Source organism: Microbacterium sp. EB106-03-03-XG65 (assembly GCF_058791955.1).
In genome coordinates, this window is sequence record NZ_JBYTEB010000001.1 from 1365962 (window position 1) to 1383140 (window position 17179).

18 protein-coding genes and 2 tRNA genes are annotated in these 17179 nt (G+C 66.9%); 16 read left to right on the top strand and 4 right to left on the bottom strand.

The window, feature by feature from the left end:
* Positions 1-30: 30 nt before the first annotated feature.
* From AC3WS6_RS06420 to AC3WS6_RS06445, 6 genes are all read left to right on the top strand, one after another.
* Positions 31-828 carry an enoyl-CoA hydratase/isomerase family protein gene (locus AC3WS6_RS06420; protein WP_492500226.1) on the top strand — a complete coding sequence of 266 codons (798 nt, stop codon included), beginning with the start codon at positions 31-33 and terminating at the stop codon, positions 826-828.
* A 133-nt stretch (positions 829-961) separates the two neighbouring features.
* Complete coding sequence (locus AC3WS6_RS06425; protein WP_492500227.1) at positions 962-1993, top strand: hypothetical protein; 1032 nt, start codon at positions 962-964, stop codon at positions 1991-1993.
* Positions 1990-2817, top strand: coding sequence for an inositol monophosphatase family protein (locus AC3WS6_RS06430; RefSeq protein WP_492500228.1), 828 nt, complete (start codon positions 1990-1992; stop codon positions 2815-2817). The genes AC3WS6_RS06425 and AC3WS6_RS06430 overlap by 4 nt, the downstream gene beginning before the upstream one ends.
* 119 nt (positions 2818-2936) lie before the next feature.
* Positions 2937-4187, top strand: coding sequence for a M23 family metallopeptidase (locus AC3WS6_RS06435; protein ID WP_492500229.1), 1251 nt, complete (start codon positions 2937-2939; stop codon positions 4185-4187).
* A gap of 68 nt (positions 4188-4255) precedes the next feature.
* Positions 4256-4327 (top strand) — tRNA-Thr (locus AC3WS6_RS06440).
* A gap of 34 nt (positions 4328-4361) precedes the next feature.
* Positions 4362-4435 (top strand) — tRNA-Met (locus AC3WS6_RS06445).
* 175 nt (positions 4436-4610) lie between these two features.
* On the opposite strand, the gene AC3WS6_RS06450 is transcribed toward AC3WS6_RS06445, so the two are convergent.
* A complete protein-coding gene (locus AC3WS6_RS06450) occupies positions 4611-6059 on the bottom strand; it encodes a hypothetical protein (protein ID WP_492500230.1) in 1449 nt (482 codons plus the stop codon).
* A 170-nt stretch (positions 6060-6229) separates the two neighbouring features.
* Here AC3WS6_RS06450 and AC3WS6_RS06455 point away from each other — a divergent pair, with 170 nt between their 5' ends.
* Positions 6230-7261 (top strand): hypothetical protein, encoded by a 1032-nt coding sequence (locus tag AC3WS6_RS06455; RefSeq protein WP_492500231.1) that lies wholly within the window; start codon positions 6230-6232, stop codon positions 7259-7261.
* A gap of 114 nt (positions 7262-7375) precedes the next feature.
* Complete coding sequence (locus AC3WS6_RS06460) at positions 7376-7558, top strand: hypothetical protein (protein WP_492500232.1); 183 nt, start codon at positions 7376-7378, stop codon at positions 7556-7558.
* Between the two features lie 66 nt (positions 7559-7624).
* Here AC3WS6_RS06460 and AC3WS6_RS06465 read toward each other — a convergent pair whose 3' ends face one another.
* Together AC3WS6_RS06465 and AC3WS6_RS06470 are read right to left on the bottom strand one after the other, a co-directional pair.
* Entirely contained in the window at positions 7625-9298 is a 1674-nt protein-coding gene (locus AC3WS6_RS06465; RefSeq protein ID WP_492500233.1) for an MDR family MFS transporter, read from the bottom strand.
* Positions 9299-9910: a TetR/AcrR family transcriptional regulator gene (locus AC3WS6_RS06470; protein WP_492500234.1), complete on the bottom strand. Its 612-nt coding sequence runs from the start codon at positions 9908-9910 to the stop codon at positions 9299-9301. It abuts the gene before it with no gap.
* Between the two features lie 154 nt (positions 9911-10064).
* Between AC3WS6_RS06470 and AC3WS6_RS06475 the strand changes: the two genes are divergently transcribed.
* The 4 genes from AC3WS6_RS06475 (at position 10065) to AC3WS6_RS06490 (ending at position 12189) form a co-directional block, all read left to right on the top strand.
* Positions 10065-10529, top strand: a complete 465-nt coding sequence (locus AC3WS6_RS06475; RefSeq protein ID WP_492500235.1) for an Asp23/Gls24 family envelope stress response protein — start codon at positions 10065-10067, stop codon at positions 10527-10529.
* A gap of 123 nt (positions 10530-10652) precedes the next feature.
* Entirely contained in the window at positions 10653-11219 is a 567-nt protein-coding gene (locus AC3WS6_RS06480) for an RNA polymerase sigma factor (RefSeq protein WP_492500236.1), read from the top strand.
* Complete coding sequence (locus AC3WS6_RS06485; RefSeq protein WP_492500237.1) at positions 11216-11839, top strand: Asp23/Gls24 family envelope stress response protein; 624 nt, start codon at positions 11216-11218, stop codon at positions 11837-11839. Before AC3WS6_RS06480 ends, AC3WS6_RS06485 begins: the two co-directional genes overlap by 4 nt.
* Positions 11836-12189, top strand: coding sequence for a hypothetical protein (locus AC3WS6_RS06490; protein ID WP_492500238.1), 354 nt, complete (start codon positions 11836-11838; stop codon positions 12187-12189). Before AC3WS6_RS06485 ends, AC3WS6_RS06490 begins: the two co-directional genes overlap by 4 nt.
* Positions 12190-12271: 82 nt before the next feature.
* Here the strand turns inward: AC3WS6_RS06490 and AC3WS6_RS06495 are convergent, their stop codons facing one another.
* Positions 12272-13117 carry an SDR family oxidoreductase gene (locus AC3WS6_RS06495; protein WP_492500239.1) on the bottom strand — a complete coding sequence of 282 codons (846 nt, stop codon included), beginning with the start codon at positions 13115-13117 and terminating at the stop codon, positions 12272-12274.
* A gap of 94 nt (positions 13118-13211) precedes the next feature.
* On the opposite strand from AC3WS6_RS06495, the gene AC3WS6_RS06500 reads away from it, so the two are divergent.
* From AC3WS6_RS06500 to AC3WS6_RS06515, 4 genes are all read left to right on the top strand, one after another.
* Positions 13212-13577 carry a winged helix-turn-helix transcriptional regulator gene (locus AC3WS6_RS06500; protein WP_201469055.1) on the top strand — a complete coding sequence of 122 codons (366 nt, stop codon included), beginning with the start codon at positions 13212-13214 and terminating at the stop codon, positions 13575-13577.
* Positions 13578-13675: 98 nt separating this feature from the next.
* Positions 13676-15217 carry an APC family permease gene (locus tag AC3WS6_RS06505; protein WP_492500240.1) on the top strand — a complete coding sequence of 514 codons (1542 nt, stop codon included), beginning with the start codon at positions 13676-13678 and terminating at the stop codon, positions 15215-15217.
* Between the two features lie 41 nt (positions 15218-15258).
* Positions 15259-16107 (top strand): tRNA pseudouridine(38-40) synthase TruA, encoded by an 849-nt coding sequence (truA, locus tag AC3WS6_RS06510; protein WP_492500241.1) that lies wholly within the window; start codon positions 15259-15261, stop codon positions 16105-16107.
* A gap of 286 nt (positions 16108-16393) precedes the next feature.
* Positions 16394-17062 carry an endonuclease/exonuclease/phosphatase family protein gene (locus AC3WS6_RS06515; RefSeq protein WP_492500242.1) on the top strand — a complete coding sequence of 223 codons (669 nt, stop codon included), beginning with the start codon at positions 16394-16396 and terminating at the stop codon, positions 17060-17062.
* Positions 17063-17179 lie beyond the last annotated feature (117 nt).

The window sequence follows — 17179 nt, forward strand, 5'->3', positions numbered from 1 at the left end:
ACACTACGCCCTGCGCTCGAAGGAGAAGCCATGAGTGATGTCATCCTGTTCGGTGTCGAAGACGGGATGGCGCGACTCACGCTCAATCGCCCCGCGCGTCTCAACGCCTTCAATGCGGAGCTCGCGCACGCGTGGCGCGAAGCCACCCACGAGGCGACGACGCGGCCAGACGTCAAAGCCATCCTGATCGATGCCGCGGGCCCCGCGTTCTGCGCGGGAGGCGACGTGATCGACATGTCGACCACCATGGGGTCGGGCGCGGAGATCACCGCGCTCGCCGAAGTCATCAACGCCGGCATCCGTTCGCTCACCGAGTCATCGGTACCCGTGGTCGCAGCGGCTCACGGAACGACCGCGGGCGGCGGCCTCGGCATCCTGCTCAGCAGCGATTACGCCGTCGTCGGTGTTCGGTCGCGCCTGGGGAGCCTGTACGCGAATATCGGCCTGACCCCCGACCTGTCTGTTTCTGCACAGCTTTCGCGGGCGGTGGGCCAGCGTCGCGCGCTGCAGCTGGTGCTGCAGGACCGTCTGCTCACCGCCGAAGAGGCCGTCGAGTGGGGCCTCGTGGCCGAAGCCGTCGCCGGGGCGGACGGCTCGGAAGAGGCTGATCTGGTGCGCGCGCGAGCCGAGGAGGTCGCGCGATTCTGGCTCGCAGGTGCCGCGGATGCCTATGGTCACGCGAAGCGTCTGGTGCGTTCGCAGCCGGAGAGGACCTTCGTCGAGCAGCTCAGCGAGGAGGCCCGATCCATCGGCGCATCGCTGGAGACGCCCGACGCGCAGGCGCGGATCGCCGCTTTCGCGACGTCGGCGAGTCGCGCCGCACGCTGAAGCCCATCGGGTGGCGCGCCCTCGTGCTCGCTCCCGATCCGGTGACGCGCGTGCACAACAGGCGCCGACACCTCCGCAGCGGGGCGCTCGCATGCAAGGATGAAACGCAACGCCGCTTCACGAGAGGAACGCGATGTCCCAGCCGGAGATCGCCCAGCAGCCCCCGGCGCTGGTCGAGAAGAAGAACATGTCCCTGCTCATCCGCGGAGCGATCTGGATCGCGATCGGAGCCCTGATCGCCGCCGCGCTGGTCTGCGTCATCTGGGTGCTCATCGGCGACCAGGACGGCCTGATCGGCAGGGCGTTCCTGACGATCCTGCTGCTCGCCGCATTCGCCGGCATCGCGATCCTCGAGGCGGGCCTCGCACCGAACCGCCCCGACTGGCTGTCTCTTGCGAGCATGGTGAGCTGGATCGTCGCTCTGCTCGTCGGAGCCGTGAAGATCTGGCTTCCGGACGACACGTTCTCCTTCACAGCGGGCGAGCGGTTCTTCCAACTGCTGCTGGTGGTGGGAATCCTGCAACTGGCGCTCCTTCACGTGCGCCTGTTCACGCCGGCCGCTCAGCGTCACGTGACCACGTTCACCCGCATCATCTACATCGCGACGATCGTGTTCCTCGGGGCCCTCGTCGCCATGCTCGTGTTCTTCCTGACCTTCCCGCACACGTTCGAGTACGGCGAGCTGTATTGGCGCATCGTCGTGGCGCTCACGATCCTCGCGGCGGTGGGGACGACCCTGATCCCGCTGCTCAACGCGCTGTTCGCCCCGAAGAAGGCCCGGGTCGCTCAGCCCGCGCAGGCGTCCGCGCCCGCACTGCAGGCGTGGCCGACCTACGCCGATGCGGTCACGCCGCTGCCGGTGCTGCCGGACGGCTCTCCGGACTGGAACGCCTATTACACGGGCCGGCCGTCGACGCCGCAGCCGCCGGCAGCGCTCGCCGCCCCCGCAGCGATTCCGTTCCCCGTCGCCCCCGACCCCTCATCGAACGCGAACGGCCCCTCGGGCGGCCATTCCGTTCCGCAGGCCCCGCCCGTTCCCCAGGCTCCTCACGCGCAGCCCGCGCCGTCTGCGCCTCCGGCGCCGCCGGCACCGCCCGCGCCTCCCGTTCCACCGGCGACGCAGTCCCACACCGAGTACCCGCCGGCCCCGCGTCCTCCCCAGTGAGCACCGCGACGCAGCTGGCCGAGCTCGCCGCAGACATCGCGCGCGAAGCCGGCGACCTCGCCCGCGCCCGGCGTGACGAAGGCGTGCACCTCGCGGCGACCAAGTCCACCCTCGCCGACATCGTGACCGATGCCGACCGGGAGGTCGAAGACCTGATCCGCACGCGACTGCGCGAGTCGCGACCGGGTGACGGATTTCTCGGCGAGGAGTCGGATGCCGACCCCGGCACGACGGGGGTGACGTGGGTCGTGGATCCGATCGACGGCACCGTCAACTACGCGTACGGCATACCCGCTTACGCCGTCAGCATCGCCGCCGTCGAAGGTGACGCCCACCCCGACCGGTGGCAGGCGCTCGCCGCGGCCGTCTACGCGCCGGCTTCGGGCGAGATGTTCACCGCGGCGAGGGGAGCGGGCGCCTGGCTCGGCGACCGGCGCCTGGAGGTCTCGGTCGTGAGTCCTGCGGGCGCCCTCCTGGCGACGGGCTTCGGCTACGACCCGGCGACGCACGACGGTGACCTCGCGACGGTGCGCCGCGTGATGCCGATCGCTCGCGACCTGCGCAGGGCAGGCGCTGCCTCTCTCGACCTCGCCTACGTGGCGGCCGGACGCCTCGACGGATACTTCGAACGCGGACTCAAGCCCTGGGACTTCGCAGCGGGCGCCCTGCTCGTGAGTGAAGCGGGAGGCCGGGTCAGCAGACTCGACACCTCATCGCTGAGACCCATGCTCATCGCCGGTGGAACCGAGGTCCATGCCCGGCTCCTCGAACTTCTCGATATGAAACGTGACGATTTCATGGCATTCCCAGGTGGAGCAGGCTAGGGTTTATCCGATCGTTACTTTCACCGGCCCCGAATCGATGAAAGACACAAGCGCCCCCGAGCTTGACGCTTAACCCGAGAGAATCTGTTTTGCCCCTAGAGAATTCCCAGGCTGCCTCTGTGCCCACGCGCCGATCCAGTCGACCCCGCACCGCGGCCTACGAGGCCTCCGCAGCAGGAACAGCGGCAGTCATCCCCGAAGACTCCGCTGCTGTCTCCGAGGCTGCTGTCCCCGAGACGCCGCTCTCGCGCCGCGCGGCCCGCCAGCGTCTGAGCACGGCCGAGATCTTCGTGGCCGCCACGGCAGTGGCCGCAGCGAACGCCGACTCGTCAACGGATGAGGTCGTGCTCGTCACCGAGGTCGTGTCCGCTGAGGTCGCGGTCGAGGTCGAGGTCGAGGTCGCGCCCGCTGAGGTCGAGATCGACGCGGCGACGGCACATGCGGCGCCTCCGGCATCCGCACCCCTCGCGTCCGCATCCGTCGACTCCGATGGCGAGGATGCGTTCGAGTCGGCAGCACGTGCGTTCCGCTCTGTCGCGACGGGCAGCACTCCGGTCACCGAGACGCCGAAGATCGACCGCGACTCCACGGCATCCGAGTCGTCCACGCCTCACGTGGCCGTCGGTCGACGCACACCCCGCCGTTTCCTCGCTCTCGGCGCGACTGTCGGGGTCATGAGCCTCGCAGGCCTCCTCGCGGTCGGCATGACGCTCCCCGCCGAGGCCGTCGCCGCGGTCCAGGGCGGACAGAACCTCGCATCGACCTCGCTGGTCGCCTCGGCCGGGTCCGCATCGAAGGCGGCGTCGGACGGCGAGATCCAAGCATTCGTCACCTCGTCCGACGTGCAGAACGAATCGCTCGCCCGGTCGGACAGCTTCTCGACGGTCTCGCTCGTGCAGGTCGCGTCGGAAGAGGGCATCAACTACTCCAACGAAATCTTCACCAACGACACCGAAGCGGCCATCCAGTGGCCGTTCAAGGTCGGCGTGGGCATGAGCTCGGGATACGGCATGCGTTGGGGCCGGCTGCACGAGGGCATCGACTTCGTGCCCGGTGAAGGCGCTCCGATCCAGGCGATCGCCGACGGCGTGGTGCGCATCGCCACCGAGCAGGGCAACGCATACGGCGTGACCGTCTACATCGATCACGTGATCGACGGACAGGTCATCACGAGCCACTACTCGCACATGCAGTACGGCTCGCTGCAGGTCAAGGCCGGCGACAAGGTGAAGGTCGGCGACATCGTCGGTCACACCGGAAACACCGGCCGTTCCTACGGCGCGCACCTGCACTTCGAGATCATCATCAACGGCAGCACGATCGATCCGCTGCCGTGGTTGCGCGAGAACGCGGGTCGGACCTCGTACTGATCGGCTCGATTTCATGAGGACGCCATGGAGATGGTATTCTCGTGTGGTTGCCCCGCGAGGGGCAGCACGCCCCGATAGCTCAGTGGCAGAGCACTTCCATGGTAAGGAAGGGGTCGTCAGTTCAATCCTGACTCGGGGCTCACAGTGTTCGTATCTGCGATGCGGATACAGTGCGGCAGGGTAGCTCAGCTGGTCAGAGCGCACGACTCATAATCGTGAGGTCGCGGGTTCAAGCCCCGCTCCTGCTACAAGATATGGCTCCAGAATCCGGGTTTCTCGGTCTGGAGCCTTTCTCTTTCTCTGGGCACGGGCCGAACCACGATGACGGTTCAGCCCGCCACGCCGACCCGTCGGGCTTGCCCGGCTCTGAGACACGCTGAAGGCTGACCGCGCACCTCGTGGGCCGCGTCGCGCTGAGCGCCGCTACTCCATGAGCTGTCGGAGGTTTCCGCCGCCGGGGATGTATGACGGGGTGATGAGGTCTTCGTCCTGCCCGCCGTCGTGGGTGACGCCGGAGGCGATCTCGTCGGCAAGCGTCTGCAGTTGCGTGGCCGTGGATTCTTCGTACCCTTCGTAGTCCTGGATGGCGAGGTCGAGGTTGAGCGCCCCGTTCTCCAGGTCGAAGGCGAATTCCTGCAGAAGCGTGCTGGTCATCGTCGTGATCGAGATGACGGCGTTGCCGGGACCGTTCGTGCTCGAGCCGACTGCGTAGGGGCGTGTCGTGGTCTCAGCGAACAGAGTGCCCAACTGCACCACGGGGTCTGCCTGTCCGCGGGCGTGCTCGGCTGCATTCGGAATGTACGAGCGCGCCAGGTTGTAGGCGCGCGCCGGCTCGACGTGCAGGTCGGCGGCGGGGAGGAGGTCGTAGATCGGGGCGGGGCTCAGCATGAATGCGGCGGAGTTCGAGCGGACGGAGTCTGCCGTCTCGTTCAACGCCGTCCGCAGCGACGTCTCTTCCCGGTTGAGCGCGCGGGACAGCTCTTGCAGGCTCGAGGAGAGAGAGGAGAGGCCTGCCGAGACGTCAGAGAAACTGATGCTCTCCTCAGCGGCGGCGGCGGGCGGAGTGAGCTTGTCGGCGAGGCCCACGAGGATTCCCCCACCTGCGAGCACGAGCGCACTCGTTCCGCCCGAGGGTACGAACAGGGCGGCGCCGGCGATGGCCGCCCCGACGACCGCGAGCACGGCCTTCGGGTCGCCGCCGCCCCGACCGGAGAGAGCCTTGAAGGCGTCTACGTGCCCTTCGAGTCTTTCATCCAGGTCCTCTTTGGCCTTGAGGAGAACGTTCTGCTCAGCGAGGGCCGCCTGCTGGACCACCTCGACCATGGCAGTCAATCGGAGGGAACGGAGGCCGCCCTCGTCGATGTACCGAGTCTTGAAGTCATTGAGGGCCGGACTTGCGATGCAGTCCGATTCGTAGAACATGCGGCTCATGGCGGTGGCGAGGTCGCCCCCGACCGTCGTCACCGACGATGCCTCGTTCATCGTCGCGCCGCCGAGCTTCGAGATGATGGTTGCACACGCGGTGTCGACAGCGTCCATCGACGACGCCTCGGGAAGCTCTTCCCAGTCCAGGACCGATTCATCGATCGACGTGACGATCGTGTCCCAGCCCTCCTGGAGTTGAGAGCGGACGCCGTCGATCCGCTCTTCCGTGTCTGCGGGTTCTTCGGAGTACCCCAGTCCCCACACAGGGCTGGAGGTCACTGTGCAGGTGTATGGCCCGGACTCCGAAGGACGAGAGACCTCGTACTGCTCGGAAGACCCGTACGACGCAACGTACTTGTCGTCCAGCTGCGTGTAGATGTTCTCTGCCATCCACGCATCGATGGCGGCTCTCTTCATCCGGCCCGTGACATCTGCAAGACTGCCCATTCTCGTCCCCTCCGCCGACGCACGTCCCCTCCGGATCGCGCAGGTTTCCCGACAGCGTACCGAGAGCGCAGGGCGGAAGCGAGGGGTCGAGACTTCCCACCACCGTCCGGGTGACGCTCTAGTCTGAGGGAAAGAGCTCGATGAGGACCTGAAAGACAGGGATCGAACACGTGACGACAACTTCGACGACGGGCGATTCGGCGACGGTGCCAGCGGCACGGGGCAACCGACGCGTGTGGATCGCTCTCGGTGCGGCCGTGCTGGCGGTCGGGGGTTATCTCACCGCGGTGGCAGTGGTCTCCACCTCCAGCGATCCGTCGGATGTGGTGAGCTCGTACCTCGAGGCGATCTCTGACGGTGATGCTTCCGCGGCCGCGCAGATCGTCGACCCTTCCGCATCCGATACGGACGACGCGTACCTGACCGACGACGTCCTCGGTGCCGCCACCGCACGTATCGAGGTGGTGTCCGTCGTCACCACGGGGCGCGAGGGCGACACGGCCGAGGTCGAGGCAGTCATGGAGCTTGCTGCGCAGTCCTTCACCCACACGTTCACCGTGACCCGTGATGCGGGCGCGACATGGCTGCTGCAGCCGGGATGGCGACCCGATGAGCCGCTGACAGTCGAGGCGACCGTGTCAGTCTCGGATCGGATCTCCCTTGCCGGTGTGGAGCAGGTCGATCTCGCCGGGACCGAGCTCGAGCTGGCGGTGAGCCATGTCCCCGGAGTCTCTGCGGATTCGCGGTCTGAGCCGGTGCGGGTGTACCCCGCCGTCTACGATCTGACCGGCCCCGACCTGGGCATGTACTTCTCGATCGCGCCTGCGGAACTCGTGGGCCTCCCGCCGACGGCGACGGCCGAACTCGCGGTGGCCGCGACCGAGTCTCTGCAGAAGGCGCTCATCGACGCGGCGAACGTCCGCGCCGACGCCTGCGTCGAACCCGGAACCTCAGGGGATGCCGCGTGCCCTTCGATCCTGAGGCAACAGGACCCTTCGACCACCGGCGTCGTCCGGGCGCCATACGACGTCTCCTTCCGGACCGACCACCGATTCATGGTCAAGGTCGTCTTCTGGTATCCCGCCGAGGGGGCAGCCTCGTCGGGGACAGGAACGACCGACTACGCGACCGATCTCCTCGGCAGGTACACGATCGACGGCGACGACGTGACGGTCGAGTTCACCCCGTGGGACGACCTCTGACTTTTGCTCTGCGGCATGTGGGACAGTGATCGATGAGGTGTCAAGGGGGATGCTCGATCCGCTGGTCGACGGAAGGCTGATCGTACTTTCCCGCAACAGACGATCGGAGCGAACATGTCAGATCCCCAGGCAGCACCCGAAGAAGGCGCCGAGATCGACGCGACCGGAGTCGACGCCGACTTCGTGACGAACGACCCCGATCCCGAGGTCGACCCGGCGACTCCGGGGGAGGACCAGAAGGCCGCGGGCGACAACGCCGATCACCCCGACGAGCTCGAGGTCGAAGATCTTCCCTGATCCGAGGCGAGAGACGACGGGCCCGCTCCTCAGCGTGAGGAGCGGGCCCGTCGTGTGTCGACAGGGTCAGCGAGTGCTCGGCGGAGCTGTTCGCCGGTCGTCCGCGACATCGCCGCCGGCGGTCGGCACCGCGGTCTGCCCCGCACCGCGCTGCTCCGCCTCGAGCCGCTCGGCCTCCTCCCCGCTGATCGCCTCGCCCCGAGCGACGAGTCCGGCCTGGTCCGACAGCGGAATCTGCTTGAGGAAGAGCGAGAGCACCAGAGCGAGAGCGATGAAGGGCACCAGGAACCAGAAGACCGGCGCGAGAGCATCCGCGTAGGCCGTGACGATGCCGTCCCTGACCTCGTCCGGCAGCGAGTTCAACGTCGCGGGGTCGATCGTCGACGCCGCCTGCGAGGCGGCATCCGGTGATGCTCCTGCCTCAGCGAAGACGCCGAGCAGGTTCTCGGTCAGGCGGGTCGTGAAGATCGTGCCGAACACGGCGGTGCCGAGCGAGGCACCCACCTCTCGGAAGTAGTTGTTCGTGCTGGTGGCGGTGCCGATCTCGCCGGCGGGGACCGCGTTCTGCACGACCAGCACGACCACCTGCATGATGAGGCCGAGACCTGCACCGAAGACGAAGAGGAAGGCGCAGATCAGCCAGATCGGAGTGGTCGCCGACAGCGTCGTCATCGCGACCATCGCGATGCCCGTGAGGATCGTGCCGACGATCGGGTAGATCTTGTACTTCCCCGTCTTCGAGATCGCGATGCCCGAGAAGATCGACGTTCCGATCAGGCCGACCATCATCGGGATCATCAGCAGCCCGGATGCCGCGGCCGACGTGCCTGACGACATCTGCAGAAACGTCGGGACGAACCCGATCGCCGCGAACATCCCGATGCCGAGCACGAGACCGATCGCGGTCGCGTTGACGAAGATCGGATTGCGGAAGAGGCTCAGCGGGATGATCGGGTCCTGCACCTTGGCCTCGGTGATGACGAATGCGGTCGCGGCCACGATGAGCCCGGCTCCCCAGGCCCATGTGGCGAGCGAATCCCAGCCGAACTCCTTGTCGCCGCCGAAGTCGGTGAAGAAGATCAGACAGGTCGTCGCTATCGAGAGGAAGATCACGCCGAAGATGTCGATCGGCTTCTGGGCCTTCTTGCTGGGCAGCTTCAACGCGACGAGGGCGATGATGAAGGCGGCGATTCCCACCGGGATGTTGATGTAGAACGCCCACTGCCAGGTGAGGTGGTCGACGAAGAACCCGCCGAGCAGGGGGCCGGCGACGGCCGACAGACCGAAGACGGCGCCCAGGGGACCCATGTACTTGCCGCGCTCGTTCGCGGGCACGATGTCGGCGATGATCGCCTGCGACAGGATCATCAGACCGCCGCCGCCGAGACCCTGCAGTGCGCGGAAGATCACGAACATCCAGAAGTCGGTGGCGAAGGCGCAGCCGACGGAGGCGAGCGTGAACAGGGCGATCGCGACGAGGAAGAGGTTGCGTCTGCCCAGGACGTCACCGAACTTGCCGTAGATGGGCATGACGATGGTGGTCGCGAGCAGATAGGCCGTGGTGATCCAGACCTGGTGGTCGACGCCGCCGAGCTGTCCGACGATGGTCGGCATGGCGGTCGAGACGATCGTCTGGTCGAGGCTCGAGAGCAGCATGCCCGCTATCAGGGCGCTGAAGATGATCCAGATGCGGCGCTTCGTGAGCAGGAAGGGCGCATCCTTGGTGGCGGTGGCGGACATTCAGTGGGCTTTCTGTGATGGTGCGAACACGGTGCGAGCGATCTCGAGGCGTCGGCTGACGAGGTCGCTGAAGGAGTCGGTCGAGTGGTGGTGCAGCAGCTGGTCCATGCACAGGCGCACCAGGGCGCCGACAGTGTGGACCATGACCTCGGCGCGCAGCGCGGCATCGTCGCCTCCACCGCTTCGCTGGACGATGAGTTCGCCGTCGCGCCTCTCGTTCTTCGCGAGCTGCTCGAACGCGGCCTTGAGCAGTCGAGGCTCCTGCTCGATCACCGCGAAGAGCGCCGGCGCGTCCTCGAGGGGGTTGAAGAGATCGAATCGCGCGATCGTCAGTGCGATGAAGTCGTCGAGCAGGTCGCCGTCCTGTGCGACGAACTCCGCTTCGAGCGCTTCCTGCCGCGAGTCGATCGCAGCGAACCCGAACACGGCGTTCTCCTTGCTCTCGAAGTAGTTGAAGAACGTGCGCCGCGAGACGCCGACCGCAGCGCAGAGCTCCTCGATCGTGAAGCCCGCGAAACCGTGCTCCGTCGTCAACCGCCGTGCCTCGTCGGTGAGCGCGCGCGACGTGTCGCGCTTGCGCTGCTCTCGCAATGAATCTGCACTTTCACTCATGTAGTGCATTATTGCACTCTTGGCAACAGGGTGCATATTGGAGAGATTTTCAGGTGAATCTGTGACGATCTGGTTCCGGCATCCGTCTTAGTGGTGTCGCTGCACGGCGGCCGTCCCCGCAGGGGATCGGATCACACGGATGAAGGAGCACATGATGGCGAACGTCTCGAACGCACAGCAGCCCGAGGTCCAGGTCGCACCGGTCGGATCGACCGTGGCGTCGACAGGTGCGACGATCATCGAGAACGGCGTGGTCGCGAAGATCGCCGGCATCGCGGCTCGCGAGGTCGCTGGCGTCCATGCGCTCGGCGGGGGAGCCGCACGCGCGGTCGGAGCGATCCGCGACGCCCTCAACTCCACAGACCTCACCCAGGGCGTCAGCGTCGAGGTCGGTGAGACCCAGGTCGCTGTAGACGTGACGATCGTCGCCGAATACCCGGCGTCGCTGCAGAAGGTCGCGGACGATGTGCGCGCCGCCGTCTCCGTCGCGATGAGCGAGTACGTGGGCAAGCAGGCCGTCGAGGTCAACGTGACCATCAACGACGTCCACATCCCCTCCGATGACGCGTCGGACGACGTCGCCGCCGCCGCCGACTCCCCGGAGACGCGTGTCCTGTGAGCCGTCGAGATGCGAACGAGTGATCGGATCAGCATCTCGTGACCTCGTGATCGGGTCGATGATCCGATCCGATCGCGGGTCCGCTCCGAATCTATTCGGGGGAATGGAAAAGGGAGTCGACGCATGGCTGGGGAACGCTTTCGCTCTGCACTCGAGCAGGCCGACGATCGGATCGTCGCGGGGCGGGCGATGGATGGGGACGTCGCTGCATTCGCGGTGCTCGTGCGCAGGTACACGCCGATGATGCGCGCGTACACGCAGCGGATGCTGAACGCCTCGGCCGACGTCGACGACATCGTGCAAGAGACGTTCGTGACAGCGTGGCAGCGGTTCTCCGAACTCGACGACCCTTCGAAGGTCAGGAGCTGGCTGATGCGCATCGTGAGCCGCAAGGCGGTGGATCGCATCCGAGCACTGCGGCCGATGGTCGATGTCGACGATGTGGAGCAGGCAGCGCCGTCCCACGGGTCGCCGGCGCGGGTGGTGGAGGCCCGAGCGGGCATCGAGGCTCTGGGGGCCGCGTTGCAAGAGCTTCCGGCCGCCCAACGCGAGTGCTGGGTGCTCCGGGAGATGGGCGGGTACTCGTATGACGAGATCGCCGCCGAACTCGACATCTCGGTGTCGACGGCGCGTGGTCTTCTCGCGAGGGCCCGCAAGTTCATGATCGTGCGAATGGAGGCCTGGCGATGAGCGATGATCAGGCGACGCCCGACGTTCGTCAGCTCGGACTCGAGCCGGGCGATCTCGACGGGCACACACTCGAAGAACTCAGCGACTACCTCGAAGCGGGCAGGCTTCCCCTCGATCCGTCGATCGAGGGCTCTCCCGGGTGTCAACTCGCACTCGACGCGCTCGAGAGGCTCCGCGGCCTCGGCAGCCAGCTCATCGAGGCGGATGCCGCGGCGATGCCCGAGGTCGATGACAGTTGGGTCGATCGCATCCTCTCCGGCATCGCCCTGGACGCCCGCGCCGGGCGTCGGATCCCGTTCGCGGAGCCCGACCCTGTCGTCGACTTCGGCATCACCGAGGGGGCGGTGCGTGGACTCATCCGCTCGGCGGAGAACGCGGTGCCGGGCATCCTCGTCGGGCGGTCGACGCTCGACGGCGATGTGACGATCGTGGGCGAGCCGATCAGGATCGCCATCGAGGTCAATGCCGTCTACGGCGAATCCATCCCGCGGGCGGTCGACCGCCTGCGCGAAGAGGTCGCCGAGCGTCTGCGGCGCCAGACATCGCTCACGGTCGCGGCGATCGACGTCTCCGTGCGGGACATCCAGAGGGTCGGCAACGCGCCGGAGGAGGCATCATGACCACGACAGCCCTGCCCGGACTCGCCGAGCGGATCGAGGCCGCCGTGCTGGCGACGGCGGGCGTGCGCAGTGTCTACCGCGCGGGCTCGCTGATGTCGAACCTCGTCGGCGAGAGCGCCGTGGCGATCGGCATCAGCCGGGTGGACGAGCCTCTCGTCGCCGTCCGCTTCGCAGACGACGGGGTGGAGGTCGAGGCGTCGCTCGGCATCGAGTACTCCGCGAGTGCCGTCGAGCTGCTCAGAGACGCCCGCCGGGCCATCGGGAAGGTGCTGGCGGAGGACGGGCTGGGGCCCGTCGCAATCGTGCTCACGATCGCGTATGTCCACCCTCGGGAGGCATCGTCGGACTGAGTCCGCGTGAGCGCGCCGAGGCGCCGACCGTGGGGACGATCGGCGCCTCATGGGGCGTGACAGGCAGCGGGAGAAAGGCTGATCAGGCGATCGAGCGCAGGCCTTCTGCCAGAGGTGTCGTCGGTCGACCGATGAGGCGCGCGAGCGTGCCGTCGGTCTCGGAGAGAGCGCCCGCCGCGATGCCGGCGTCGAGAGCGACCACGAAGCCTGCCGTTCCGTCGTCGAGACCGGCCGCCTGCAATCCCGCGAACTGCTCGTCGGCACTCAGCGGCTGATAGGTCACGTCGCGACCCGTCACCTCGGCGATCGCTGCCGCGAGCTCTTCGTAGTTCCACGCGACGTCGCCGCCGAGCTCGTACACGCGGCCGATGTGGCCGTCTTCGAGCAGCACGGCCGCTGCGGCCTCGGCGAAGTCCTTGCGGCTGGCCGAGGCGACGCGTCCGTCACCTGCGCCGGATGCCAGCACACCGGTTTCGGCTGCGCGGGCGAGGTCGGCGGCGTAGTTCTCGGTGTACCAGTTGTTTCGCAGGATCACCGAAGGCAGGCCGGCGGCGACGATCGCCTCTTCGGTGGCCTTGTGCTCAGGGGCGAGGACGAGGTCGCTCGTCGTGGCCCGGGGGGCGCTGGTGTAGACGAACTTCGTCACGCCCGCGGCCTTCGCCGCGTCGATCACGGCCTGGTGCTGCGGCACGCGCTGACCGACCTCCGATCCCGAGATCAGAAGCACAGAGTCGGCTCCCTCGAGCGCCGTGGCGATCGAGGAGGGGTCCGTGTAGTCCAGCTGAGCGACCCGCACGCCCAGATCCTGTGCCTTGGCGGTATCGCGCGCGCCGGCGACGATCGACTGCGGGTCTGCCCCGCGCTCGAGGAGGCTGTCGATGACGAGGCGTCCGAGGCTGCCGGTCGAGCCGGTGACGAGGATGGTCATGGGGTGTCCTTTCGTAGGTGACATGAGCCACAACCGCGGCAGACTCGACGAACATTCCGCTGAGCGGGTACCCACTTTCAAGTAAGGTACCTACATGACGGTTAGTTATGCGCAGATCCGGGAGTCCACCCCGCAGATCTTCGAGCCCGGCTGCAGCACGAGAGTGATTCTCGACCACGTCATGAGCAAGTGGGGAGTGCTGGTGCTGTCGTCGCTGTCGGATGGCACGCGACGCTGGGGCGAGCTGCGTCGGGAAGTGGGCGGCATCAGCGAGAAGATGCTGGCCTCGACCCTGCGAACCCTCGCCGACGACGGCCTCGTGCTGCGCGAGTCATTCCCGTCGGTGCCGCCGCACGTCGAGTACAGCCTCACGCCGCTCGGGCGCGATCTGATGGAACGAATGCTGCCGCTCGTCGAGTGGGTCGCCGACCATGCCGACGGCATGATCGTCCGAGACTAGATCGACGGAATCGGTTGCTGTCGGGGACTGATCCCACGGATTCCGTCGATCAAAGAAAACGATTGACGCGATATACGCAGTAGCCGTATGTTCTGAGCATGTCAGCTACGACGCCGATCCATCTCGAACGCCCCGACGGCAAGGGGCTCGCCAGCGGTTCGTTGGGCCTGTGGGGATCCACCGTGATCGGCCTGGCATCCACCGCGCCGGTGTACTCGCTCGTCGCGACGCTCGGGTTCGTGGTGCTCGCCGTCGGAGCGCAGGCGCCGATCGCTTTCATCATCGCTTTCGTCCCGATGCTGCTGATCGCCTTCGCCTACCGTGAGCTGAACAACGCCGTACCCGACTGCGGCACCACGTTCACGTGGGGGACCAAGGCGTTCGGCCCCTGGGTGGGGTGGATGGGAGGCTGGGGCGTCGCGGTCGCGGGGATGGTCGTGCTCGCGAACCTCGCCCAGATCGCGTCGGTGTACTTCTGGTCGCTCATCGGATTCGACATCGAGAACAACGACTGGCGCATCATCGTGGTGGCGGTGCTCTTCATCGCGGCCATGACATGGGTGAGCTGGCGGGGCGTCGAGATCGGCGAGCGCATCCAGAACGTCCTGCTCGGCATCCAGTACCTTGCCCTCGCGATCTTCGTCGTGGCCGCCCTGTGGCAGTTCTTCGGCGGCACCGCTCCGAACCCCACGCCGTTCGATCTCGAGTGGCTCAATCCCTTCGGCTTCACCTCGTGGTCGGGCTTCACCGAGTCGATCCTGCTCGCTCTCTTCATCTATTGGGGTTGGGACACCTGCCTCGCCCTCAACGAGGAGACCAAAGACCCCAAGCGCATCCCCGGGCGCGCTGCACTGCTCACGACCGTCATCTTGCTGTTCACCTACGTGGGCGTCACGATCGCGGCCATGATGTACGCGGGTCTCGGCGACTCCGGCACGGGGCTCGGCAACGAGGCCAACGCCGACGACTTCTTCCTCGCGATCAAAGACGGGCTCCTCGGGCCCTTCGGTTGGGTGCTGGTCGTCGCCGTGATCATCTCGGCGGTCTCCTCGACGCAGACGACGATCCTTCCGACCGCCCGCGGCACGCTCGCGATGGGGGTCTACCGGGCGCTCCCCGCGAAGTTCAAAGAGGTGCACCCGACCTACAAGACGCCGTCGTTCTCGACGATCGTGATGGGGGTCGTCGCATCGGTCTACTACGTCGGCATGACCCTGATCAGCGACAACATCCTGCAGGACTCGATCCTGTCGCTGGGTCTCGCGATCGCGTTCTACTACGCGATCACCGGGTTCGCCTGCGTCTGGTACTTCCGAACGGACCTCACGCGGTCGGCGAGGGACTTCTTCTTCAAGGGCCTGTTCCCGCTGCTCGGCGGCCTCATGCTGACGGGAGCCTTCGTGCAGTCGGCGATCGACATGTGGGACGTGGACTACGGCTACACCGTGCTCTTCGGCATCGGCGGCACCTTCGTGATCGGCATCGGATCGCTCGCCTTCGGCCTGGTGCTGATGTTCCTCTGGTACCTGTTCCCGCGGTCGAAGCGGTTCTTCCGCGGCGAGAGCCTCAACCGCGAGACTCAGGTGATGGTGCCCGACGAGCCCGGCGACGTGATCCGCTCGATCGACGGCGGCATCTGACCCGAGCGGGATGGCGTACGTCGAAGCCCTAGGCTTTATCCGTGCGCATCCGGCTCGACATCGCCTACGACGGCACCCACTTCCGTGGGTGGGCGAAGCAGCCCACCCTGCGAACGGTGCAGGGGACTCTCGAGGCCGCGCTCGCGCGCATCGTCGGATCCGACGTGCAGTTCGTCGTCGCCGGGCGCACGGATGCCGGAGTGCATGCTCAGGGGCAGGTCGCGCACGTCGATCTCGACGACGACCAGTGGTCGCGCATCGAATCGCGTCAGGGCCGTACCCCTCAGGATCCGGCCGCATCCATCGCGAGGCGCATGCGCGGGGTCTTGGGTGCGTATCCCGATGCGACCGTGACGCGCAGCGCGATCGCCCCTGAAGGGTTCGACGCACGGTTCTCGGCTGTCTGGCGTCGCTACCGCTATCGGCTCGCCGACGAGGCGTCGGGGTACGACCCGGTCCGGCGACACGACACCACGACGCACCGCGGGGTGCTCGACGGCGAGGCGATGGATGCGGCGGCGCGCACCCTCATCGGCCTTCATGACTTCGCGGCCTATTGCAAGCCGCGCGACGAGGCGACGACCATCAGGACGCTGCTGGACTATCGCTGGTCGCGAGACGCCGACGGGGTTCTCATCGCTGAGGTGAAGGCCGATGCCTTCTGCCACAGCATGGTGCGAGCGCTGGTGGGAGCGTGCGCCGCGGTGGGAGAGGGCCGCCTCGCCGTCGACGACCTGACCGTCCTGCGCGACGCCCTCACGAGGACGAGCGAGTTCAAGGTGCTGGCCGCCCGGGGGCTGACGCTCACCGAGGTCGGGTACCCCGCCGACGAACTGCTCGCGACCCGAGCGGAGCAGACTCGCGCTCGCCGCGACAGCACGAGCGCGTGAAGCCGTCCGCGCCGGCTCTCGTGGCACGCGACGTCGCGACCCGCGCGAGGCGTTGATCTCGGTGCGATTCCATCCCAGCGGCTCCGTCCACCTCGCACGACACGGTTTCGGTCCTGGGGTCATCGGGATCCGCTGGGGGTATGACGAGTGACCGGGCGAGTCCGGATGCTCACGCGTCGCGGAGGATCCTCGCGGTCGTGCGTACGCTGAGGAGAAGGGCGTCGTTCACCGAAACGACCGGCCATTGACACCGGAATCCAAGCCGAACGCACTAGCGTGAGATGCGATGAAGGTCATCTCATACAACCTGCAGAAGCACCGGGCCGCGGGAGAACTCGCGGCCCTCACCTCCGCGCACGATCCCGACATCCTGTGCCTCCAGGAATGCGATGTCGCAGACCTGCCCGAGCGCGTCGGTGATCTCGCGCTCGCCGACGCCACGCAGGGCAACCGCCTCGGCTTGGCGCTGTACTACCGGCAGAGCGAGTTCCATCTGCACGAGGTGATCACGATCGGGCTGAAGAAGTCGCTTCACGATCGCATCGCGAAACCCGCGCACGAGCGCGTGCTCGGAGCACGCCTTCGAGACATCGACTCGGGGCGCGATTTCATCGCCGCATCCTTCCACGCGGCCCCGCTCACCGCGCTCAATTCGTTGCGGCGGCATCAGATCCGCGCGGCGCTCACCGAGCTCGCGACCCTGGGGGAGGGGCTGCCGCAGCTGATGGTCGGCGACTACAACTATCCGGTCTTCAAGGAGAACCTCGGGAAGACGGTCCGCGAGCACGGGTACGCGCTGACCATGAGCGACGACCACACCTACACGCGCTACCGGGTCTTCCGCGGTCACTACGACTTCGCGACGTCGGTCGGCTTCGAGATCCAGCGCGTGACGACTCTGCCGCAGGGGCTCAGCGATCATCGCCCCATCCTGGTCACGACGCGCTTCGACTGACCATCCGCCCCGGTTTTGGTTTGCAGCTCGGATGACGTAGGCTGTCTCTTTGGTACTCGACTGCCGAGTGCCACGAACGTGAGCCCTCCACTGGCGTGTTCCTCCCTGTAGGGAAGA

What these genes read in the sequence shown, in the direction of transcription:
- AC3WS6_RS06500 (WP_201469055.1), top strand. Translation starts at nt 13,212, where the DNA reads ATGACGGTTAGTTATGCGCAGATCCGGGAGTCCACCCCGCAGATCTTC.
- AC3WS6_RS06480 (WP_492500236.1), top strand. Translation starts at nt 10,653, where the DNA reads ATGGCTGGGGAACGCTTTCGCTCTGCACTCGAGCAGGCCGACGATCGG.
- AC3WS6_RS06420 (WP_492500226.1), top strand. Translation starts at nt 31, where the DNA reads ATGAGTGATGTCATCCTGTTCGGTGTCGAAGACGGGATGGCGCGACTC.
- AC3WS6_RS06465 (WP_492500233.1), bottom strand. Translation starts at nt 9,298, where the DNA reads ATGTCCGCCACCGCCACCAAGGATGCGCCCTTCCTGCTCACGAAGCGC.
- AC3WS6_RS06495 (WP_492500239.1), bottom strand. Translation starts at nt 13,117, where the DNA reads ATGACCATCCTCGTCACCGGCTCGACCGGCAGCCTCGGACGCCTCGTC.
- AC3WS6_RS06490 (WP_492500238.1), top strand. Translation starts at nt 11,836, where the DNA reads ATGACCACGACAGCCCTGCCCGGACTCGCCGAGCGGATCGAGGCCGCC.
- AC3WS6_RS06470 (WP_492500234.1), bottom strand. Translation starts at nt 9,910, where the DNA reads ATGAGTGAAAGTGCAGATTCATTGCGAGAGCAGCGCAAGCGCGACACG.
- AC3WS6_RS06475 (WP_492500235.1), top strand. Translation starts at nt 10,065, where the DNA reads ATGGCGAACGTCTCGAACGCACAGCAGCCCGAGGTCCAGGTCGCACCG.
- AC3WS6_RS06460 (WP_492500232.1), top strand. Translation starts at nt 7,376, where the DNA reads ATGTCAGATCCCCAGGCAGCACCCGAAGAAGGCGCCGAGATCGACGCG.
- AC3WS6_RS06515 (WP_492500242.1), top strand. Translation starts at nt 16,394, where the DNA reads ATGAAGGTCATCTCATACAACCTGCAGAAGCACCGGGCCGCGGGAGAA.
- AC3WS6_RS06485 (WP_492500237.1), top strand. Translation starts at nt 11,216, where the DNA reads ATGAGCGATGATCAGGCGACGCCCGACGTTCGTCAGCTCGGACTCGAG.
- AC3WS6_RS06505 (WP_492500240.1), top strand. Translation starts at nt 13,676, where the DNA reads ATGTCAGCTACGACGCCGATCCATCTCGAACGCCCCGACGGCAAGGGG.
- AC3WS6_RS06450 (WP_492500230.1), bottom strand. Translation starts at nt 6,059, where the DNA reads ATGGGCAGTCTTGCAGATGTCACGGGCCGGATGAAGAGAGCCGCCATC.
- AC3WS6_RS06425 (WP_492500227.1), top strand. Translation starts at nt 962, where the DNA reads ATGTCCCAGCCGGAGATCGCCCAGCAGCCCCCGGCGCTGGTCGAGAAG.